The sequence below is a fragment of the Calderihabitans maritimus genome (assembly GCF_002207765.1).
Taxonomy (GTDB): Bacteria; Bacillota; KKC1; order Calderihabitantales; family Calderihabitantaceae; genus Calderihabitans; species Calderihabitans maritimus.
In genome coordinates this window covers 1-19,905 of the sequence record NZ_BDGJ01000010.1, presented here as the reverse complement: position 1 = coordinate 19,905, position 19,905 = coordinate 1, and the positions used below count along the sequence as shown (strand labels likewise).

At 45.6% G+C, this 19,905-nt stretch carries 21 protein-coding genes and 1 riboswitch; of the genes, 11 read left to right on the top strand and 10 right to left on the bottom strand.

Annotation, left to right across the window (positions count from 1 at the left end; genetic code table 11):
* Positions 1 to 69: 69 nt before the first annotated feature.
* Genes KKC1_RS01700 through thiC form a run of 7 tightly spaced genes read right to left on the bottom strand, consistent with a single transcriptional unit; the run spans position 70 to position 8,946 of the window.
* On the bottom strand, positions 70 to 1,602 hold the full coding sequence (locus tag KKC1_RS01700; protein ID WP_088552786.1) for a B12-binding domain-containing radical SAM protein: 1,533 nt from the start codon (positions 1,600 to 1,602) through the stop codon (positions 70 to 72).
* A complete protein-coding gene (gene bzaD / locus KKC1_RS01695; protein ID WP_088552785.1) occupies positions 1,599 to 2,927 on the bottom strand; it encodes a B12 lower ligand biosynthesis radical SAM protein BzaD in 1,329 nt (442 codons plus the stop codon). The genes KKC1_RS01700 and bzaD overlap by 4 nt, the downstream gene beginning before the upstream one ends.
* A gap of 5 nt (positions 2,928 to 2,932) precedes the next feature.
* On the bottom strand, positions 2,933 to 4,486 hold the full coding sequence (locus KKC1_RS01690; protein WP_088552784.1) for a DUF2284 domain-containing protein: 1,554 nt from the start codon (positions 4,484 to 4,486) through the stop codon (positions 2,933 to 2,935).
* Positions 4,483 to 5,562 (bottom strand): nicotinate-nucleotide--dimethylbenzimidazole phosphoribosyltransferase, encoded by a 1,080-nt coding sequence (gene cobT, locus KKC1_RS01685; protein WP_088552783.1) that lies wholly within the window; start codon positions 5,560 to 5,562, stop codon positions 4,483 to 4,485. The genes KKC1_RS01690 and cobT overlap by 4 nt, the downstream gene beginning before the upstream one ends.
* 35 nt (positions 5,563 to 5,597) lie before the next feature.
* A complete protein-coding gene (cobS, locus tag KKC1_RS01680) occupies positions 5,598 to 6,329 on the bottom strand; it encodes an adenosylcobinamide-GDP ribazoletransferase (RefSeq protein WP_088552845.1) in 732 nt (243 codons plus the stop codon).
* 16 nt (positions 6,330 to 6,345) lie between these two features.
* Positions 6,346 to 7,629, bottom strand: a complete 1,284-nt coding sequence (gene bzaB, locus KKC1_RS01675) for a B12 lower ligand biosynthesis ThiC-like protein BzaB (RefSeq protein WP_088552782.1) — start codon at positions 7,627 to 7,629, stop codon at positions 6,346 to 6,348.
* Between the two features lie 18 nt (positions 7,630 to 7,647).
* Positions 7,648 to 8,946 carry a phosphomethylpyrimidine synthase ThiC gene (gene thiC, locus KKC1_RS01670; RefSeq protein WP_088552781.1) on the bottom strand — a complete coding sequence of 433 codons (1,299 nt, stop codon included), beginning with the start codon at positions 8,944 to 8,946 and terminating at the stop codon, positions 7,648 to 7,650.
* A gap of 73 nt (positions 8,947 to 9,019) precedes the next feature.
* A riboswitch (cobalamin riboswitch) is annotated at positions 9,020 to 9,224 on the bottom strand.
* Positions 9,225 to 9,398: 174 nt separating this feature from the next.
* On the opposite strand from thiC, the gene KKC1_RS01665 reads away from it, so the two are divergent.
* From KKC1_RS01665 to KKC1_RS01650, 3 genes are all read left to right on the top strand, one after another.
* A complete protein-coding gene (locus tag KKC1_RS01665; protein WP_088552780.1) occupies positions 9,399 to 9,740 on the top strand; it encodes a LysM peptidoglycan-binding domain-containing protein in 342 nt (113 codons plus the stop codon).
* A 218-nt stretch (positions 9,741 to 9,958) separates the two neighbouring features.
* Positions 9,959 to 10,906: an NAD(P)H-dependent flavin oxidoreductase gene (locus KKC1_RS01655; RefSeq protein WP_088552778.1), complete on the top strand. Its 948-nt coding sequence runs from the start codon at positions 9,959 to 9,961 to the stop codon at positions 10,904 to 10,906.
* 61 nt (positions 10,907 to 10,967) lie between these two features.
* Positions 10,968 to 11,231 (top strand): MoaD-like domain-containing protein, encoded by a 264-nt coding sequence (locus KKC1_RS01650; protein WP_088552777.1) that lies wholly within the window; start codon positions 10,968 to 10,970, stop codon positions 11,229 to 11,231.
* Between the two features lie 511 nt (positions 11,232 to 11,742).
* Here KKC1_RS01650 and cydB read toward each other — a convergent pair.
* From cydB to KKC1_RS01630, 3 genes are all read right to left on the bottom strand, one after another.
* Positions 11,743 to 12,786 (bottom strand): cytochrome d ubiquinol oxidase subunit II, encoded by a 1,044-nt coding sequence (gene cydB, locus KKC1_RS01640; RefSeq protein WP_202819911.1) that lies wholly within the window; start codon positions 12,784 to 12,786, stop codon positions 11,743 to 11,745.
* Entirely contained in the window at positions 12,786 to 14,132 is a 1,347-nt protein-coding gene (locus KKC1_RS01635) for a cytochrome ubiquinol oxidase subunit I (RefSeq protein WP_088552776.1), read from the bottom strand. Before KKC1_RS01635 ends, cydB begins: the two co-directional genes overlap by 1 nt.
* 130 nt (positions 14,133 to 14,262) lie before the next feature.
* Positions 14,263 to 14,700 (bottom strand): RrF2 family transcriptional regulator, encoded by a 438-nt coding sequence (locus KKC1_RS01630; protein ID WP_192868023.1) that lies wholly within the window; start codon positions 14,698 to 14,700, stop codon positions 14,263 to 14,265.
* 323 nt (positions 14,701 to 15,023) lie between these two features.
* On the opposite strand from KKC1_RS01630, the gene KKC1_RS01625 reads away from it, so the two are divergent.
* The 8 genes from KKC1_RS01625 (at position 15,024) to KKC1_RS01585 (ending at position 19,623) form a co-directional block, all read left to right on the top strand.
* Positions 15,024 to 15,242, top strand: coding sequence for a hypothetical protein (locus KKC1_RS01625; RefSeq protein ID WP_192868022.1), 219 nt, complete (start codon positions 15,024 to 15,026; stop codon positions 15,240 to 15,242).
* A gap of 131 nt (positions 15,243 to 15,373) precedes the next feature.
* Positions 15,374 to 15,673 (top strand): ATP-binding protein, encoded by a 300-nt coding sequence (locus KKC1_RS01620; protein WP_202819910.1) that lies wholly within the window; start codon positions 15,374 to 15,376, stop codon positions 15,671 to 15,673.
* Between the two features lie 393 nt (positions 15,674 to 16,066).
* On the top strand, positions 16,067 to 16,360 hold the full coding sequence (locus KKC1_RS01610) for a hypothetical protein (protein WP_088552773.1): 294 nt from the start codon (positions 16,067 to 16,069) through the stop codon (positions 16,358 to 16,360).
* Positions 16,350 to 16,835: a DUF3251 domain-containing protein gene (locus KKC1_RS01605; RefSeq protein WP_088552772.1), complete on the top strand. Its 486-nt coding sequence runs from the start codon at positions 16,350 to 16,352 to the stop codon at positions 16,833 to 16,835. Before KKC1_RS01610 ends, KKC1_RS01605 begins: the two co-directional genes overlap by 11 nt.
* 57 nt (positions 16,836 to 16,892) lie before the next feature.
* The gene (locus KKC1_RS01600) at positions 16,893 to 17,105 is read left to right on the top strand and encodes a hypothetical protein (protein WP_088552771.1); all 213 of its coding nucleotides are present in this window, start codon (positions 16,893 to 16,895) and stop codon (positions 17,103 to 17,105) included.
* Between the two features lie 2 nt (positions 17,106 to 17,107).
* Positions 17,108 to 17,398: a hypothetical protein gene (locus KKC1_RS01595; protein WP_088552770.1), complete on the top strand. Its 291-nt coding sequence runs from the start codon at positions 17,108 to 17,110 to the stop codon at positions 17,396 to 17,398.
* A 162-nt stretch (positions 17,399 to 17,560) separates the two neighbouring features.
* Complete coding sequence (locus KKC1_RS01590) at positions 17,561 to 18,601, top strand: DUF4352 domain-containing protein (RefSeq protein WP_192868021.1); 1,041 nt, start codon at positions 17,561 to 17,563, stop codon at positions 18,599 to 18,601.
* Positions 18,602 to 18,867: 266 nt separating this feature from the next.
* Positions 18,868 to 19,623, top strand: coding sequence for a hypothetical protein (locus tag KKC1_RS01585; protein ID WP_143288651.1), 756 nt, complete (start codon positions 18,868 to 18,870; stop codon positions 19,621 to 19,623).
* Positions 19,624 to 19,905: the final 282 nt, after the last annotated feature.

The following is a 19,905-nucleotide window of genomic DNA, read 5'->3' as shown; positions in this document are numbered from 1 at the left end:
CTTTTTCAAGCAGCCTCGAGCTGCTTTTTTCTTTCTCACTCCAGGAAACTACCCGGTTGAATGCAAGCATTATCTTTGTTTGGAGCAACGAGTTTTAGAATCAAAATATAAGATATCATTTATCGCTTTTTTTGCTTTTCCCACAAAAGCCTCCTTTTCTTCGTCCGAAAATTTCTCCCCGATTTCCAACGCATGCAAAACAGTCTCAAACCATTCTACCAGCAGTCGGTTTAACCTGGCATATCTTTCCCGGGCATTCCTAGGTTCCTCCTCTCTCCCACTCCAGATGCTTCCCATACGTCGGAAAAGAAAATTGGTAATTTGCCTCATGATATCGGCTAAAACAGCTACCTGCGGGTCGGCAAAAGCAGCCATACCTTCATAAGTTGACGCGGGCAATGTTTTTAAACGTCCTTCCTTCTGAAGTCTTTGGTAAGCCGGCGTTCCTTTCAAAATTATCTGGTGGTGGTAAAGCACGTTAGCCGTTACAGGAAGATTTTTTAAAAGGTCGTTTCGGCGGAGAAACTCAAAGTTAGCCCGTATATCTTTTAAAGAGGAATCCGGTTCAAACATGATAAATCCGATATTCGGTTCGATGCCGTGTCGGCGCAGAATCCTGAGCGCCCTTTCATTTTGGGCCACAGTGGTCATTTTATTCATCCGTTTCAGGGAATGGTCTCTTCCGCTTTCGAGGCCAATCAGGAGGTAGCGGAGACCTGCCTCCACCAACGCTCCGATAGTCTCATCGTGGATATCATTGACACGGGCCTCGATGCCAAATTGCACGTTACGTTGTTTTAACAGCGAAGCCAGGTGAAGGGCTCTTTTTTGTCCCTTTTGGCCGGGACCGAAAAAGTTGGGATCGGTGAAGTAGAATTCCTTTCTTCCTCGTTCAGAAATAATCTTATCTATCTCCGCTACTATATTTTCGGGACTTCTTCCACGCCACCGAGATCTCTGACCGTAAAAGGGATTGATGTAGCAAAAAGTACAGCGTCCGTAACATCCTCGACTTCCCTGAATGTTTACTTCAGGAAGGCCGAACATGGCCTCGGTTCGCACCGGAAAAGGGAGCAGATCGAGATCCTCTACCGGTTTCCGACGGGTATAACGGATCCGGCCATACTTGTCTCTCTGGGCAAGCCCCGCAATATCTATTGAATTACACCGCCCTGACAGTACCTCCGCTAGTTCGGCAAAGGTTAACTCCGGCTCTCCAAGGATAACTGAATCAATCACCGGACAGGCTTGTAGTATCTCTTCAAAGGCAAAGGTAGGATAGAATCCGTAAACGGTTATATAGGGGAGAAACTCTTCCCGCTTTAACTGTTCTAGAAAAGTAAAGAGTTCATAATCAATCTTCCAGTGGTAAACTAAGTGGACTCCCATAAGGTCCGGCTCCACAGCCCTAATTCTTTGCCTGATTTCTTCGTAGGAAAGCCCCTCCAGATATCCCTCCACAATCTCCACTTCATGCCCCCTGCTTTCTAACATTCCGGCTACATAACCGGTAAGAAGACTTGAGGACAGGGGGGTATTAGCAACATCGTTACATCGTTCCGGGCAAGGATCCCGGGGATGCTCCAGCAAAAGAATTTTCATTTTCCTTTCACCTCCTGCCACATAAACACATTCCTGCAAAAATGAAGGGTTTCCAAACGGTACCTAAACGTATCAAAAGGCTTTGGATTGTAATAGACAGGGTAAAGAAGATCAGTTTCAGGACCTATGACCCCTTGCCGTCTGGCCATCTTTTCCATAGGCGTTCCCGGTAAAATGCGAATATTATTCAGAACTACAGTTCCTAAATTTTTTTTCTTACTATGTAAATCATAGATCTGTTCGAGAAGACGCATCCCTTTTTCACAGGTCTTTTCCGTCTCCCCAGGCACATTCACCATAAAATGATATACGCTTATTACGTCACTTCGAGCCGCAAGGCCTGCTGCTTTTAAAATATCCGCCTCCGTAAGATTTTTTTCTAAAACATCAAGAGCCTCCTGGCAAAGCCCGTCGGCCGAGAAGAAGAAACATTCACATCCTGCCCTCTCAAATAGGGCTAGGTTATTTTCATCGAGATGATCCTCTCGCAAAAAGCCGCTCCACCGGACCCTTAATCCCCTCCGGAGCAATTCCTGACAGATTGCCTCTAGATGTCCAGGAGGAATATTGAGGACGGGGTCGGTAAAGTGAAATCTTTCAATCCCGTACTCTTTATGCAGGACCTCCATCTCATCCACCACCTCTCCCGGGAGGCGGCAGCGCAACTTCTTTCCCTGCAGTTTCGGGTAGACACAATAAGCGCATGCGAAAGGACAACCCCGTTTGGTCTCAATCCCGATAGAGGGAATGTAATTGTTAATGTCCCGGTAAAGGGATGGATTCAGAAACCGCCTGGCAGGGGGAACGTATCGGTTCATATCGTAGTCGGTAGCAGGCGGTATGACTCGCACTTTATTTCCTTCCCGGAAGCAAAGCCCTTTAAGTAAAGGTGGATTTTCTAAAGAGGAAAGCAGAGCCGGGAAAGAGATTTCTGCCTCACCCACAATTCCATAATGAATCTCCGGAAGCTCTCGCATCAACCTTTCGGGGAAAAGAGAAAATCCGGTGCCTCCTACAATAATCCATACTCGAGGCAAAAGGGCGGCAATCAGGCGAACGGCAGCAACGAAAGGCGGTATCAGCGAACTGGTCTTATTGGCCAGGGGGTCGATATTTCGAAGGGACAAACCAACTACATCCGGGCGGAAACTCAAAATTCTCTCCTTTAGTGCCCCGAAAGGATCCTTTTCCACGTTCATATCCAGAAGACTAACCTCATAGCCTTTATCCTGAATATGGGTGGCCAGAGAAACAATACCGATCGGATATACCTTTTCCGAAGAAGGTCCTTCTACCGAAGGAGTTTGTACCAACAACACCCGCATGCTAATCACTCCAATAGCAATAAAGCAAAGTATTTGATAAAATCATCCCGGTCTTTAAGTGTCCTCAGCGAAAGTCCCGCCCGTTTGATCGTTTCAAACACATCAATACCCGCTCCTTCCATTGAAGGCCTGGCCTCTCGGGTCCTGCGGCATTTCCCCTCCGGAGGGCAGGAAACACAAAGGGAGCAGGGGCCGGCCCAGTAGGCAAAAGCTTTATAATACCCCGCCTGAAAGGCCTCTTTTTCCGCCTGTAAGACCCGGTATTGAAAGTTCCTGGTAGGCGGCTCTCCCTCCAGGAGCAAGGCCTGAGTGTAGTCCTTCAACAGTTTTCTCGTCTTTTGTGGGGAAGGGCTGTTAGGAGGACAATGAGGTTTTCCGTATTGCTCGCACCCAAACCGACAGCGCACATCCGCCCAATCAGGAACATGAATAGTCTCTACGGGAACGGGACATACCTTTCGAAAACCCAGGGCTTTAATTCTGGCTACTAAACGAGATTTCGCATCCAGGCAGAGATTTTCTAAATTTCTTTTATCTTTGGCGGCAATCATTAAGGCGGTATCTGTACCCAGGGGAATAAGCTCGGTTACATAAAGGCTCTGACGGTGGAGTTCCTCCCGGACCCATTTTTCCGAAAAGACCTTGCCGTTATAAGTATTAATAAACATATTAAGGTCAAAGAGGGCAGCTTTTTCGGGATAGTGTTCTATAAAGAAATCATGAATCAGTAAAAATCCTTCCGGTTTAAGCGTTTCCGAAGCCCTCTCTAGAACAAACTGAATCTCCTTTTCCGCATAAGCATGTACTATATTGGAAAGTATAACCAAGTTAAACCGCTCTTTACCTACCGGCCAGGCCTCCAGTATGTTAGCCGGGCAATAAGCTACTCTTTCCCCAAATCCCCTTTCCCGCATTAATTCCCTTGTATAATCTAAAACCTCAGGAAGATCCATAAGAACGGCCCTCGTCAAAGGATAACGCTCCAGAAAACCTGCTGTTATGGCACCGGAACCCGCTCCGACGTCCAGAATCTCCCCCTTCACAAAACAACTTTCAAATAAAGGAATAATTTCCTCTACCTTGGTTTTAGCCACGCAGTCCATGGCGCGAATATATTTTCGAATGCGCTCCCTCAGCCGTTCCGGTTCCTCCTGAGCCGGGGCGAAATTCACCCTCCCGCCCATCCGAAGGCATTTCTTCAGGTCTTGCCAGTAAGAATGGAGATACTTCCTCCACAATATGGAATCTCCCAGGTAATCTTCCTTCCCTTTCACAAGATATTTCCGAGAAATTTTGGTATTGAAATATAACGAACCATCACGAATAACCAACCCTAAAGCACAAAGGGCATGTAAAAAACGCTCCACTCCCCGGCGGCTCAAGTTTAACGCTTCAGCAATCTCATCAATATTCTTGCCTCCAGAATCAAGGAGGGTGAAAATCCCCGTTTCCACCGCTGTAAACAGCACCTCTGAGAACCAGTAGCCCGTGGCTAGGTCCTCTAGGTACTGGGGTCCAACCTCCTGAGGATCGCGGTTTAAGTAGGGCGGGATTTTCATGCATCAGACCCTCCGGAGATATTCCTCGATACCCCGGCATCTTCAAAGGTAAGCACCTGGTTTATCACCTGGGCGGCAGCTTCTACGATGTTCATAGCCAGAACAGCTCCGGTTCCCTCTCCCAGGCGAAGGTTCAAGTCTAAGAGAGGCTTCAGCCCCAACTCTTCCAGCATGAACCGGTGCCCGTACTCCATAGAACGGTGCCCGGCAATCATATAATCCACCGAGTCGGGAGCCAGGGCTTTGGCCAGAAGGGCCCCTGCCGAGGAGATGAAACCATCTACCACCACCGGTACTTTATAGTAGGCCGCTCCTAGAATAAGCCCCGCAATTCCTCCGATTTCAAATCCACCTACCTTGGCCAGCACATCTACCGGGTCCCTAGGGTCAGGCTTGTTCACTTCCAAAGCCCTCTCAATAACCCGAATTTTGTTTTCCAGAGCTTCGTCACTGATACCCGTTCCCCTACCGGTTACGTCTTTAACGGGAAGCCCGGACAGGGCCGCCAAGACGGCACTACTCGGTGTAGTGTTGCCGATACCCATATCTCCGGTAGCCAACAGGTCAAGCCCCGTCTGAACCAGCTTTTCCACAATTTCAATTCCTGCCGTCAGGGCCTGTTCCGCCTGTTCCCGCGTCATAGCCGGACCTCGAGTCATGTTGCGAGTTCCGTAATCCACCTTGTAGGAAAGAATCTTTCTCTCTTCAACCAGCTCACTTAAGTCGGCGGCAACCCCCATATCTACTACAATCACCTGTGCGCCCGCCACCTCGGCAAGGGCATTGATGGCCGCCCCACCGGCTACAAAATTAAACACCATCTGGGGAGTCACTTCTTGGGGAAAGGCACTCACTCCCTCTTCCACCACTCCATGATCTCCAGCCATGGTGACCACTACTTTTCTTTGGATAGAAGGCTTTAAAGTCTGCTTGATGGCGGCCAACTGTTCCGCAAGATCCAGAAGTTGCCCCAGGCTTCCTTGGGGAATGGCCAGATTGTTCAGATAATCCCTTGCCTTCAACCGCCATTCCTGGCTAACCGGCTCAATACCTTCGATTACAGCTTTAAGTTTCATCCTACCACCTCTTCTCATTTATAAATTGTTTATAACTAGCCGAGGAATTGTAAGATAAGCAATCCCAATACCTCAACACACTCATTCAAAGCACCTAAAATATCTCCCGTAATGCCTCCAATTCTTTTGGACACGTACAATCCAAGGATAGCTGTACCTGAGAGAACAGCCCCTGCTAAAAGGCTGCCTTTCAGACCCAATAAAAACATAATGGTACCCAAGGTAAATAACGACGCCAAAACTATTTCCCGGTTTCCCAAATAATTGGCATAAGAACCAGCACCGGAACCCTTGCCGACATATGGATAGAAAGTGGCAGCATATACTTGAGCCCACCGGCCTAAAACGGGGACTAGGACTAATGCCTCCCCCTTAACCGCCGCAGGGATCTGTCCCCAAAGTACAAACTTGGCCAGCAGTACCAAACACCCGGCCGTCACTCCATGGGCCCCCACCCGACTGTCCTTCATGATTTCCAGGACCTTTTCGCGGGGCTTTCCACTGAAAAGACCGTCCGCGGCATCCATTAAGCCGTCTATATGCATGTTGCCCGTTACCACAATCTGGAACACAATAACCATTAAATCACTTACCGGAGTTGTTAAAAAAGGAGTTAACAAAGTATACAGTACGGCCGAGAAAATTCCTATAAGCAGTCCAATTAGCGGAAAGTAAGCCGCAGCGCGGCCAAGATTTCTAGTTTCTACAGGACTGCGAATGGTTACCGGTACCCGGGTCAAAAACTGTAGCGCCAGCAAGAATTCCAAGATTTTACCGCTCCTTTCAGGCAATACCAAAATACTTGGCTGCCACCTGCGCGGCACACCCAGGCCCGCAAACAGCGCATTGGTGTTCCCCTACTCCATTTTCTTTTATATTTGCTTTTACTTTTTCCGGATCTATTGAAAGTTCAATCTGCCTGTCCCAGTCAAGCGCCACCCGGGCCCGTGCCATCTGCAAGTCTCTTTCCCACGCTTTCCTGTTCCCCCGGGCAAGATCGGCAGCGTGAGCGGCAATCCGGGCAGCAATAACCCCTTCTTTTACATCTTCTTCCGTCGGTAGCCCCAAATGCTCGGCCGGTGTTACATAGCACAAGAAATCGGCACCAACCGCACCGGCGATAGCTCCGCCAATAGCTGAGGTAATGTGGTCGTAACCGGGAGCCACATCAGTGGCCAGGGTCCCCAGAATAAAGTAGGGTGCGCCATGGCATAAACGCTTTTGTAACAACATGGTTGCTTCTACATGGTGCAGGGGAACATGTCCCGGTCCTTCCACCATAACCTGTACTCCGGCGGCCTGGGCTCTGGCCACTAACTCGCCGGCAACGATCATACCCTGAAGCTGAGCTCCGTCCAAGGAATCCGCGGTAGATCCGGGACGGATAGCGTCACCGAGGCTAAGGGTAACATCATATTCCTTCAGGATGGCCAACAATCGATCAAACTGTTCGTAAAGAGGATTTTCCTTTTGGTTATGAAGCATCCAGCCGGTCAGAAAAGCTCCTCCCCGGCTTACGATATCGGTAACCCTGCCCGTTGCCTGCAGGCGTTTCAGGACATCGAAATTTAGGGCGCTATGAATGGCCATAAAGTCCACGCCCTCTGCCGCCTGTTTTTCGACCATTTCAAACATGTCATCAGCAGTCATGGCTACAATACTGCCTCGTTTTTCAATGGCTTCGATTGCCGCCTGGTAGATCGGGACCGTACCTACGGGCACGTTAGCTCTTTCCAGGGTCAATCGTCTCATCCCGTCGATATCTCCACCGGTGCTCAAATCCATCACCGCATCACATCCTGCCGCTTCGGCAATCGCCAGCTTACGTGCCTCCATCTCAATCTGATCCCGGTCGCTGGAAGTGCCGAAAAGGGCATTTACCTTAACCCGCAACCCCTGTCCGATACCGCAAGGTTTAAATTGCTTCCGTTTAACGTTTTTGGGAATAACGATTCTCCCGGCGGCCACTCCCTCCCGGATGTACTCAACATCCACCTGTTCTTGGGCGGCAACCAGTTCCATCTCCGGCGTAATTTCACCTGCCCGTGCGGCCAAAACTTGAGTCATTGATTTTCACCCCTTCTCTTAACAATTATGCTTGGCAGCACCCAGGTACTGGGATACTACCTCCATGGCACAGTATTTTCCACACATTGTACATTCGGACTCAAAATCATCGCTTCTTTCTTTCCTCACCTGCCCGGCCCGTGCCGGGTCAACGGCCAGGGCGATTTGCTTTTTCCAGTCCATATTTTTCCTGGCCCGCGAAATTTCCAAATCCCAATTTTCTGCTCCCGGTAGTCCTCTAGCCAGATCCGCAGCATGGGCGGCAATACGAGCAGCGATCACCCCCTCTCGCACCTGGTTTATATCGGGAAGGCCAAGATGTTCGGCTGGTGTTACGTAGCATAGAAACTCAGCTCCTGCCCAGGCACTTATCGCACCCCCAATGGCAGCGCTTATATGGTCGTAACCAGCAGCTATGTCGGTTACAACGGGACCGAAAACAAAGTACGGAGCCCCCTTACAAAGACTTTTTTGCAAAGTGATCGTTGCCTTCAGCTGGTTGAGAGGTACATGGCCCGGCCCTTTGACCATTATCTGAACACCTGCTTCTCTAGCCCGTCTCACGAGTTCTCCCAAGATCACCAATTCCTCCACCTGGGGGCCGTCCAGAGAATCTGCAAGACACCCCGGCCTCATCCCATCGGCAAGGCTAACCGTAACATCGTACTTGCGGGCAATCTCGAGCACCCTGTCGTAGTGCTCATAAAGCGGGTTTTCTCTCTGATTATGCAACATCCACCCTATGAGATGGGAACCTCCGTAACTTACCAGAGGATCAATTCTACCGTCCTTTCGGGCCCGTTCCACCACGCTCATGGTAGTACCACAGTGAAGGGCCAAAAAATCAACCCCATCGGCAGCTTGGCGCTCAATAACTTCGAAGAGTTCTTCAACTTTCATCTCGGTAGAGGAACCATATTTTACACTTGCTTCGGCCATGGCCTGATATAGTGGGAGAGTTCCTACCGGCGTCGAAGTTGTAGCAAGGGCCTCCCTGCGCATGGCATCAATGTCCCCGCTTACGCTCAACTCCATAATGGCATCGGTTCCCGCTTCAACAGCCGCCTTAATTTTTTTGACTTCAACCCCAATATCAGCTTGATTTCCGTAAAGGCCTACGCTTGCACTTACCTTAGTACGCAACCCGTTACCTATCCCTACCGGAACAACATTAGGGCGCTGAAGATTACGGAGTATAACAATTTTACCCTCGGCAACTCCCTGTCCTATAATTTCCGCACTCACCCCTTCCTGGTCGGCAACCTGTTCCATTTCAGGCGTGACTATCCCCTTCCGGGCACTCATTAATAGCGACATTAACATCCCTCCTTTGGTTTTTAAAAAAAATAGTCCTCAACCCGAAGGTTGAGGACTTTACCATCATCCTCAAGCGGCTGTCGGCAAACAGGCAGGTCTCCTGGCTCACGGGTCATTGTTTTCCTCTCACCTTCCCAGGGTAATACCCCAGTGGTAACCCGAGGAAACTCTCCCGACTACAGTGGCGGGACCGCGCCGTTTATAGAATCATGTAGACATGATTCTACCCGGACTTCCCTATTCTCCCCCTCAGGGGCACCTGCTGCCTCAAACCTTATGATTTTGTTCGGATTTTATATTCTATATATATTTAAAAAATCCTCCCAAAATTGCAGATTTTTTATTTAATTTTTGAAATATTTAGTCAGATATTATTTTGCAGGCGATATACTGGCATTTAACGTTTAAAACGCATAGCATGGATATAGGTAAACTAGGCAGGAGGTGTAACTGTGGTAAATAATCAACGGCCGCCTTGTCCTAGCGGACGATACTGGAAGATTCGGCATGGGGACACTCTGTATAAAATAGCACGGCAGATCAACAGCACGGTTGAAGCCATATTGCGATTGAATCCAGGTCTTGATCCCAGAAATTTAAGGATCGGACAGTTAATATGTATTCCTGGTTCACCACCGTGCCCTTCAGGAATATACTGGGTAGTCAGTGCCGGTGACACCCTGCAGAGTATCGCGCAGCAGGTAGGTACCACCGTGCAGCGGTTAATAGAGCTTAATCCAGGCATCGATCCTGACCGGCTACAAATCGGCCAGCAGATTTGTTTGCCAGGATAAAATTGAAAAGGCCGAGTAAGGATTTGGCACCTCCCAGTTCCAGTAATTATCAGGTTTGCACCCAAATTATAAAAAACAAAAAAATTAATAAACATAATAAAGGATTAATGGCTTCTTTTGTTGAAGTTTATAAAACCTCAAAGAATGGGCTTTTTTACAAGAAATTAATTGCTTGACCTGTTCATTAAACCAAGACTTCTAGTTGGGAGGGTAGATAGTTGAAATTACCTAAATTGCGTATTGGTAATTTGATTCCAAAATTCCCCATTATTCAAGGCGGTATGGCCGTACTTGTTTCCACTGCTTCACTGGCCGGTGCAGTAGCAAAAACCGGCGGTATTGGTGTAATTGGAGCTACCGGAATGTCGCTGGAGAGGCTCAAGGAAGAAATCCGCAAAGCCCGGTCGCTGGCCGCCGGAGGTATCATTGGCGTAAATATTATGTACGCCGCCCGGCAATTTGCCGAATTGGTTCGCACGGCAATAAATGAAGGTGTTGACGTTATTTTTACGGGAGCAGGTTTTTCCCGGGATGTTTTCCGCTGGGGTAAAGAAGCCGGTATACCCGTTGTATCTATAGTATCGTCGGCCAAGGCAGCCTACATTGCTGAAAAGTACGGAGCAGCAGCAGTGGTGGCTGAAGGTGTTGAGGCCGGGGGACACCTGGGAACTGATAGATCGGTAAGAGAAATCGTACCGGAAATAAAAAAAGTAGTAAAAATACCTGTAATCGCCGCAGGGGGAATAGTCAATGGTCAAGATATGGCCGACATGGTAAAATTGGGTGCAAGCGGCGTTCAAATGGCCACCAGATTTGTGTTAAGTGAAGAATGTTCAGTGGCGAAGGAGTTTAAACAAATGTATCTGCGGGCAGCACAAGAAGATACGGTAATAATTAAGAGCCCGGTCGGGTTGCCGGCAAGAGCGATCAAAAACCCTTTCGTAGAATTAATACAGCAGGGGCAGGCTCCAAAACCTCAGCGATGCATGAGCTGCCTAAAAGAATGTTCCAAGGATTACTGTATCTTGAAAGCTCTCACCAATTCCCGCGGAGGACTGGTTAACGACGGAATCGTCTTTGCGGGGAAAAACGTTTTTAAGATAAAAGAGATATTGCCGGTCCCTGTCATTTTTGAAAGATTATTGGCTGAATACAATGCCGTTTGAACTCTTACCAGTTGTTCCTGCTCCTTTTGATTCACTATTTTAGAAATAAGGTGAAAAACAAATGCCAAAGATAGTAGAGATAAAGATTGAAAGCGGTATACCAAGGAAGTATCTGATAGAATACTTTACATCTATTAGCGATTCTTATAATGAACAAGGAAAATTTTGGGGTTCAGATTGGGAAGTTGAGGTTGGAGAAGAGCAATATCGGAAATTTGGTACTATTAAAATACCAGCTACTCAATTAATTTTTCGTGCTGACAAAGATCGTTGCAATGAAATAGTGAAAGCATTTCGTTTGAAGTTTTTGTCTGCTGGAGGTTAATTTTGTAGTATAGATTTTTGTTAATATAGACGACAAGCCTTTTTATATAAATTTGCTATCTCAAATTCATGAGTCCATTCACCGACGAGCAACGGAAACGCTTCCTGGAGGCGGCACAGGGCTCGACACGGGTTGCCAGCTCTACCTGGCTTATCCGGCAGGCCTCCCCGGGTAAGAGCGTTGTCTTTCCATCCATCTACCCGCCACATTTACTCCCGGTAGCCTTCGATGGCAAGGATTTCGCTTTGTTATGCAAGCTCATCCAACTGCCGCTAGCCTCAAATATGGTTCCTGTACGTCGGGCCGTGGTTTTGCCGCCGGCTTCCTTCGGATTCCACCTCGCGATGGACACCCTTGCCCTTGGCTAGCAGACTCGTGCTGCCTCGCCTGCAGCGGACTTTCACCACCAAGTTAACGCCCATGCCGGGCGCACAAAAATAAGGATATGCCCGGAGTGGGTTTCCGGGCATATCCTCGGTGAAGAGAGGCATTATGGGGATATGTAGGAGAACTAAAAGCCCATATTTGCTTTTTTGTGTAATTTACCTGTCTGGGAGTAATCTTTCATTAACTTGCGGTAGACGTAGGTTGTGTAAGCGATTACTAGTGGAACTCCCAGTAATGCAATTATTAGCATGGTAGTTAGTGTCAGTTTGGTGGAGGAAGCATTATATATGGTTAAGCTATTTGCTGGATTTGGTACAGCCGGTATCATATTGGGAAATAGGCTGGCGCCTACTATACCGATTAATCCCGCAATGTTAATTGTTGATACTAACAGCGGCATCCAGCGATTTTCATTTTCAAGGGCCTTGGGATAGTATGCTATGGCGGCTATTACTAAAAAGGGCAGTACCCATAAAATGGGTAACTCAAAGAAATTTTCAAATAATCGAGGTACAGCCAAGTAGCTCCAAATTGTAACGGTTGTGAAAAGGACGGCAAAGAATTTCCACGTAGTGCTGCCCCACCTTTTAGCTTTGTTTATCAGGTCACCTTGGCTGCGAGCCACCAGGAATGAGGCGCCGTGTAAGGTGAACATGGTCAATGCCAGCAATCCTACAACCAGGGAATAAGGGTTTAATAAACCAAAGAAGCTTCCCGTAAAATTGTGCGTCGAGTCCAGGGGCAGTCCCCGCAGGACATTGCCCATGGCAACCCCAAATAGAGTAGAAGCTACAATACTACCTATCCCAAATCCCCAGTCCCACTTTGCTTTCCATTCCGGTTCGGGGAGCAAATGCTGGAATTCAATAGCTGCAGCCCGAACAATCATGGCTAGCAGTAACAGCATTAAAGCCGGGTAAAAGCCGCTAAATGCCGTTGCATAAACGTGGGGAAAGGCCGCAAATAGGGCACCGCCTCCGGTGAGGAGCCACACCTGGTTGCTGTCCCAAAACGGAGCGATATTGTAGAAGTTTTGTTCTCTTTCCTTTTGGTTGGACAATAAATGCAGGTTTCCTACGCCCAGGTCAAACCCCGCTAATATAGCATAACCCAGAATAAGCACTGCTACCAGTAAAAACCATATTGTCTGCAGTACGGCCAATGACATTATGACGTCACCTCCTCTTGCTTACCGCTGATAACTGGTTCATCTACGCCCACATGCAGTTTTCTTTTCAAAAGGAAAATCCAGATGCTAAACAAAATGGCATAGATTAAACTCAGAACGACTAAGGATAGCAAAACTTGAATACCTGGCACCACAATGGATGCGGCCTCGTTGGTTTTCATTACGTTATATACTATCCAGGGCTGGCGCCCAACTTCCGCTGCAATCCACCCGAGCTCGTTGGTTAAAAAGGGCAGCGGAATAGAATACATTAATACCTTAAGGAATGTCTTGTTATTGTATAACTTCTTGCGGGATAGCAGGAAAATACCGAAAACCGTTATGGCCAGGAAATATATTCCTAGCAGTACCATCAGGTGATAGGACTGGAACGTAATGCCCAGAGGCGGCCATTCTTCCCTGGGAAATTCTTTTAACCCCTTAATGGTAGCTGAGGTATCTCCGGCAACTAAAAAACTTAACATTTTGGGAATATTGACAGATAAATATGTTGTTTCCGCTTCGGCATTAGGTATGCCAAATAGAGATAGGGGTGCTCCCGCGGTAGTATCAAAAAGCCCTTCATAAGCTGCCAGTTTGACAGGTTGAGTTTCCGCTACCTGTACGGCGTGGAAATGCCCCAGGGGCAGCTGAAGTAAAGAAGCAACTACTGCCACTGTAAGGGCAATTTTTAATGATTTTTTGGCAAAGGTTATTTCCCGTTCTTTGAGCAGCAGATAAGCAGAAATACCCATTATGAAGAAAGAACCGGTTATGAGAGCTCCATCTATTACATGTAGATATCTTGGCACCGTGGAAGGGTTGAATACAGCCGCAAAAAAGTTGGTTAACTCTGCTCTACCATTTACTACATGGTACCCGGCGGGAGTCTGCATCCAGGAATTAGCTACAATAATCCAGAAAGCTGATAATGTGGAACCGATGGCAACCATTAACGAAGAGACCCAGTAAAGTTTTTGTGAAACTCTATCTTTGCCCCAAATCAATACTCCGACAAAAACCGATTCCAGGAAGAAAGCAAATACGCCTTCTGCTGCTAGAGGTGCACCAAAAACATCTCCCACAAACCGGGAATATTCGGACCAGTTGGTGCCGAATTGGAATTCCATCACCACTCCGCTGGCTACACCGATTACAAAGCTGATGGCGAAAATTTTTATCCAGAAATAAGCCATGCGGTCATATTGCTCATTTTTAGTTTTTAAATACATTGATTGCATGAAAAATATGATCCAGGCCATACCAATAGTCAACGGTGGAAACAAATAATGAAAACCTACCGATACTGCAAACTGTATTTTAGAGAGCAGAACAGCATCACCCATAGAGCAAACCTCCTTTTATTAACCAATCTAAAAATTCATTTGCTCACAAGACTGTGTCGTTTTTTTATAAGTAAACACCTCCTTTTGGGATAAAGTAGACCCACTTTGTCCCCTTTTGAGCAAAACTTAATTACCTTTGTGATTTTGTTTTTTGATTTCTTGCTTTAGCTTCCGCTGCCAGGAGCGATCCCACGCTGTGCTTTTCCAGTTCGGTGAGAAAACTCTGTTTGGCTTGGGCCAAGGCCCGATGTACAGCGCAGGTAGGCTGGCGAAAGCAGACGTTTTCCCCCATGAGGCAGCGGTTAATGGTTATAGGGCCGTCTATAGCTTCAATAATATGCCGCAATGTAATTTTTTCCGGAGGTGACCATAATTTAACGCCGCCTTGAGCACCCCGGATAGTTTCCACCAGCCCGCTTTTGGCTAATGATTGAATTATTTTTTTTAAAAAAGGCAGCGGAATATCTTGTTTGGTAGCAATATGTTTTATGGCTAATGTTTCCGGATAGACTTTTGCTAATTCTAAAACAGTCCGAATAGCATAATCTCCCTGGCGTGATAGCTGCACAATCTCATTCCCTTCTGGAGTAAGTGGAGTAACTTTATCCCCTTTGTTGTTAATTTATTCTACTTACATAAAAAAATTCCTTCTTTTTAAGAATTTTTTTAAACCGGAAATCGACAAGTAAATAGTTTCACTGCAGCCAACAGAACCTAAAACCTTCTTGGCAACCAGATATATCCCAAGCCATTTGTCGGCTGTAGGCGTATATGCGTGTAACGCCAGTTACCTACGATGTTACCCGGCACACAGAGTAGAACTAACAGTCTTGTTACCAAAATGGAACAAGGTCAGGCGCTTTATCTTTATCTGCCAGAGAGCTTTACCTGATGGCCATGCAGCTAATTGGTGAACGCACTGGAAACAACCCTTTCAAGCACTATTATCAGCGCCTTCTGGCCGGCAACCCTATGCCGAACCCCCCCAAAGTGGCCTTGGGGCATGTAGCTTCAAAACTAGTAACGGTTATGTACGTATGCATGCGCCGTCGTGAAGCCTACGATGAGAACAAGCTATTTCGACATATGGGAGTGATAAAGGCCATATAGATACCGTCCCAATCCGAAATATTCTTTTCTCAAAAACTCGACCTAGGTCGGGCTAGCTATGCTATTGCCAAAACCAACCTTTAAAAGTTTTTGTATACACTGCTGATCTACCTATTGCAACGGTAACTCATTTGGCTATTGCTCTGGGAATCAGGGCCTGTACAGAAGGAAAGACAGTCCGCTTTTACCGTTGCCTTGATCTTGTGAACTTCTTGCTGGAAAGCCACCGTCAAGGGCGTCTGGGGAAGGCAATGGACGCCCTAAAAAAGGCGGATCTTCTCATCATTGACGAACTGGGATTTGTACCCCTACACCGTGACGGAGCGGAGCTTTTGTTTAACGTGCCCACATACTGGCTTTTGAAGGTGAAAGTTATCGTTTGCAGAAGGCACTGTCGGCTATCCCGGATGAAACAAGCTAAACAGAACTAAGAATCTAAATTAGCGAACTGATGTTCTGATTTAAAAAACATATCTTTGAGCGTGATGGCAAACGAACTATGTATTTTTTAATTGCCGAATTCAGCATTTTATACTTGCCAAACAGAATTACTACCAACAACAACCGGTAGTAGTTTTCGCTTTCTTATGGGGTTTCGACAAACTTAGACAATCTTAGACAAAAGAGGTGGTGTAAAATGTAAGCAGCTTGGAGGTTCATCAAAATGGCCGTCAATACCTTGTTAAACAGCACGGCACCCGTGGTAAATACGAGCGGCAGGCCAATCAATTTGCGCCGGAGATGCTCCCGGGAGAGGACAAGCCTGCCTATGGGGAAAGCGCCGTGTGTTTTATAAAAAACATGTTTAGAGAAAGGGGATTTTCATGAAGCGCCCAGAATGTGGGACTGAAAGCGATGGTAAGTTCTGTAGTGAATTTAGCAAACAACTTGCGACACTAGAAGAAACGGGAGTTGCAGTTACAGAAGAAACCCTTTCTTTAAATAAAGAAACCGATGTTTTTGTTGAACAAAAAAAGGAAAAGTCATGGCAGCTTCTTTTAGTGTCACTTGTTGCGTTAATAGCTATCGCAATAAGTGTTATTAGCCTAATGAATCTTAGCAAGATTTCTAAACAAAACGAAAATTTAAAAGATCAGATCTTCCTCAATGCAGACTAAAATAAATGATATTCGGCAGATAAATGACAGGTTAAGTCAAGCTGAACAAGACATTTTAGACTTAAAGTTCAATCAAAAATACCGACATAGAATTGCAATTATTGGGACAACACCAGGCGGTTATGTCAGACTAGATTCTGAAACTGGAACCTTTTTAGTTTCAGTGTTGGATGTCGTGCCATATCTAGATGGCTTTAAAGTGTTTTTAAGTATCGGAAATCCTTCCTATGCCACTTATAACGGTTTTACTCTAAAAGGTTATTGGGCAAAAACTTTGTTTTCTAGCTTTGAAAAAATGGACGAAGGGTTGACCGCATTTGATAGTAAACCTAACTCATTTGAAAAAAAGTTTGTTGACGAGCTCAAGCCTGGCTCATGGAACAAAGTAACACTGGTAGTCACTCCTGCAAAAGCCGAAGAATTCAAATATCTTATCTTAACAATAGAAACTGATTCTATTTCATTATTTAATTAGGTTTATGGCCTTAAATTAAGGGAGTTGACACAAATGCCAGCCCGGGGAGGATCTTCCATGGTATCCGGTCACGTTGAAAAGGGGAGGCATAACACCACAAAACCCAAAAAACCCGGCCTCGTCATCGCCTACATGCAAGCCAGGGTATCGGCGAAACGGGCAAAGTTGGTCCTGGAACGGCAGAGGGAAAAGATCAAAAGAATTCCAATAGGTGAGCTTCCACCGATTTATGATTTGATGGTGTGTGGGGGCCGGAGTGAGGGGGTATAAAAGTGGGAGACTATCCGGCGATTCACATCATTATAACAATTTTTACTATCATGAGTGTTGTTGTGAGCGCCATCTCAATGATCGGGGTAGCAATGTTAGTAGAGAATTTAGACCCGTTTCTCCGGTTCTTGTTGGTGATTATAGTCGGAGTGGTAGTTTGGGCGGCAATTTATTCTTACGCAGAATTTTTGAAAATACTTGTACGAATTGAATATAACACTCGAAAGAACAATTTAAGACATTCACCGGAAACTAATGTTTCTGAACGCTTATTTCATGATGACAGGCATTAAGGTAAAAGGCGTGAGCTTTTCAATATTCAGCTGAAGTCATTTGAACATGTAGCCGAGGAAGGGGGATGGTACAGTACGGAGAGCGTACGGGATAAATACGGCTAACAGGCGTTCATAAGCAGCGTGAATTCCAATTACAAACAGAATGAAAGGGTGTTGAAAGTGAACCTTTTAAAAAAATACTTATCGGTCCTTTTGGTGGGTGTGTTAGTGGTAATAGCCGGCTGTTCGGCTGGCCCAACACCTAAACAGGTGACAAATGACTTCTTGAAAGCTCTGCAGGATGGCGATATTGAAACGGCAAAAACATTTGTCGTTTCTGATAAGAACCTGGTAGAAAATTATTTCGAAAATGAGGAAGCCGAAAAAACAGCCAAACTAATATTGTCCCGTATTACTTATGAAGTCGGGGACTATTCAGTTGACGGTGATACCGCTGTAGTAAACGCCAAAATTACTTCGCCGGACCTACTCAGAATAGTCGGGAAGGCCATTCAAGAAATGCTGCCTATGGCTTTTGCAGCAGCGTTTTCAGAAAGTACTTCGCAAGAAGCTGTAGATAAAATGTTAGAACAATACTTGGAAAACAGCATTTCCGACCCCAATGCTCCAATGACTACTTCTCAAGTAAAAATAAATTTGGTCAAAGCTAATGGAACTTGGAAGATCAGTCAAGATAATGACGATTTGCTTAATGCTGTAACTGGTAATATTGCTAAAGCTTTTTCTATGGTAGGAAATGAACCTTCCGCAGAGGGCTCGGAACAATCGTCAGAAGCAACAGGCCAACAGGAAAAAGCCAAGATTTACTCCATCGGAGACAAAGTTACGATAGGCAATGTAGCTATTACAGTCAATAGTGTACGTACTTCTACCGGCGGAGAGTGGGATAAAGCAAAGGAAGGCCATATATATGTAATTCCTGACATTACCGTAGAAAATTTGGGTGATGAAACTATAAATTTATCATCAATGATGCAGTTCTCCCTGTATGACTCAGAAGGATACGAATTAAATCAAGCATTCCTGACAGATATCAAAAGTTCTCTTGACGGGGAGATTGGCCCTAGCAGAAAACTTCGCGGCGAAATAGCCTGGGAAGTGTCCAAAGATGCTACTGGTTTAGAACTGGTATTCACCCCCGATATCTTTCGTGGTGGCCAGGTCATCTATGCTATCGGTGATGTCGCAAGTTTGAAATAGTACGCCTACAACTCCTGTGTGCCGGTGGATCTGGTGAGGGTGTGGACTTATAACATAATTAGTGGGGAACAAAGAATGAAATGAGCGGTGGGCAGAGGAATTTGCGACAAAGTTACTATTAGGTGATAAATACTGGAGCAGTATTCACCCAGGACTTGCTGGCGTCAGAAAGCGGAAAAGTTAGGGGGGATGGGTGTTCTAACGAACTTAACGAGTTCGCTAATCCAATGTTAGGTGAAATCGTTCGAAAATGGGGAGGTTTTACTTTGGAAATACAGTTTGCTCTAAGAGATGAAAAAATTAATGTATTTGCTATGTCATATGGCAAAATACCTTTCAAACACTCTCACCAGATTATTTTGTGCAAGAAATCGCCTATTCCCGAAAATAGAACCGGGCCCTTTCTTCTTTATGCCAAACGGTCAGGGCCTGATTATAGATTATCTGAAATTGGAGTCAATTATCTAAACATTATATCGAGTAAGAATTTCTCGTTAAACTTTATTGCTTATGTTGATTGTCAGCTAAAAGTTCGAATTATCCCAGAATTGTTTAAGAAACTGTATGAAGAAGGCTTTTTTTCGATATGGCATCCAGAGGCTCCATGTAAATACTTTGACGTTTTAAAAGAAGGTTATTTAGTTATATTTAGGGTTTACCAAATTCGAGATATTATTTCGGATCAATTACTTGAGAAAGGAAGAGGTGGTAGGAACTATTATTTTAATCTGAGCCAATCTGTTTTCTCGCCAGTTGTGGCTCCAGTTATAAAAGACACTGACTTTGACAGACTTAAGGCTGAGCTAGTTAGTTTACTCAAAATAAATGGTTGGTTATTAGAGGTAGTAGACTCTAACTACGAAATCCCTATAGTAAAGAAATATAGCGAACAGGATCTAATTAAAGAAGAAAAAGAGGCTTACATTCGCAATAAAAACCTCTCTCTAAGTGAACTCGCTACTAAAATCAAAACTAAAGGTATCCACAGAAGACAGATTATAGTGGAATCAAAACAGTATTAACGCACCTCGTTCTTCATAGTGACATTTAATCACGATACTCTACAAGCATATCACAAAATAAAATTGTTTGATATAATAAAAGCAATACTTCCACCACAAAGGCAGGTTGATTTTTATGCCTTTTTTACTTATGCTGCTTTTACTCCTTTTATTCTTCCCATATCTTGTGGTACCGTTTCTTATTTTCCATGTAATAGGTTTTTTGTTCTTAATTCCTTATGTACTCATTTTCAATTCTTTTTTCAACGTGATTACGATACCATGGCAGATTTTAAAAATAGC

Coding starts and splice junctions, on each gene's coding strand:
- KKC1_RS01650 (WP_088552777.1), top strand. CDS start 10,968: ATGCCAAAGATAGTAGAGATAAAGATTGAAAGCGGTATACCAAGGAAG.
- bzaB (WP_088552782.1), bottom strand. CDS start 7,629: ATGACTCAAGTTTTGGCCGCACGGGCAGGTGAAATTACGCCGGAGATG.
- KKC1_RS01610 (WP_088552773.1), top strand. CDS start 16,067: ATGAAGCGCCCAGAATGTGGGACTGAAAGCGATGGTAAGTTCTGTAGT.
- KKC1_RS01605 (WP_088552772.1), top strand. CDS start 16,350: ATGCAGACTAAAATAAATGATATTCGGCAGATAAATGACAGGTTAAGT.
- KKC1_RS01690 (WP_088552784.1), bottom strand. CDS start 4,486: ATGAAAATCCCGCCCTACTTAAACCGCGATCCTCAGGAGGTTGGACCC.
- KKC1_RS01625 (WP_192868022.1), top strand. CDS start 15,024: ATGGCCATGCAGCTAATTGGTGAACGCACTGGAAACAACCCTTTCAAG.
- KKC1_RS01635 (WP_088552776.1), bottom strand. CDS start 14,132: ATGGGTGATGCTGTTCTGCTCTCTAAAATACAGTTTGCAGTATCGGTA.
- KKC1_RS01600 (WP_088552771.1), top strand. CDS start 16,893: ATGGTATCCGGTCACGTTGAAAAGGGGAGGCATAACACCACAAAACCC.
- KKC1_RS01700 (WP_088552786.1), bottom strand. CDS start 1,602: ATGAAAATTCTTTTGCTGGAGCATCCCCGGGATCCTTGCCCGGAACGA.
- cobT (WP_088552783.1), bottom strand. CDS start 5,562: ATGAAACTTAAAGCTGTAATCGAAGGTATTGAGCCGGTTAGCCAGGAA.
- thiC (WP_088552781.1), bottom strand. CDS start 8,946: ATGTCGCTATTAATGAGTGCCCGGAAGGGGATAGTCACGCCTGAAATG.
- cydB (WP_202819911.1), bottom strand. CDS start 12,786: ATGTCATTGGCCGTACTGCAGACAATATGGTTTTTACTGGTAGCAGTG.
- bzaD (WP_088552785.1), bottom strand. CDS start 2,927: ATGCGGGTGTTGTTGGTACAAACTCCTTCGGTAGAAGGACCTTCTTCG.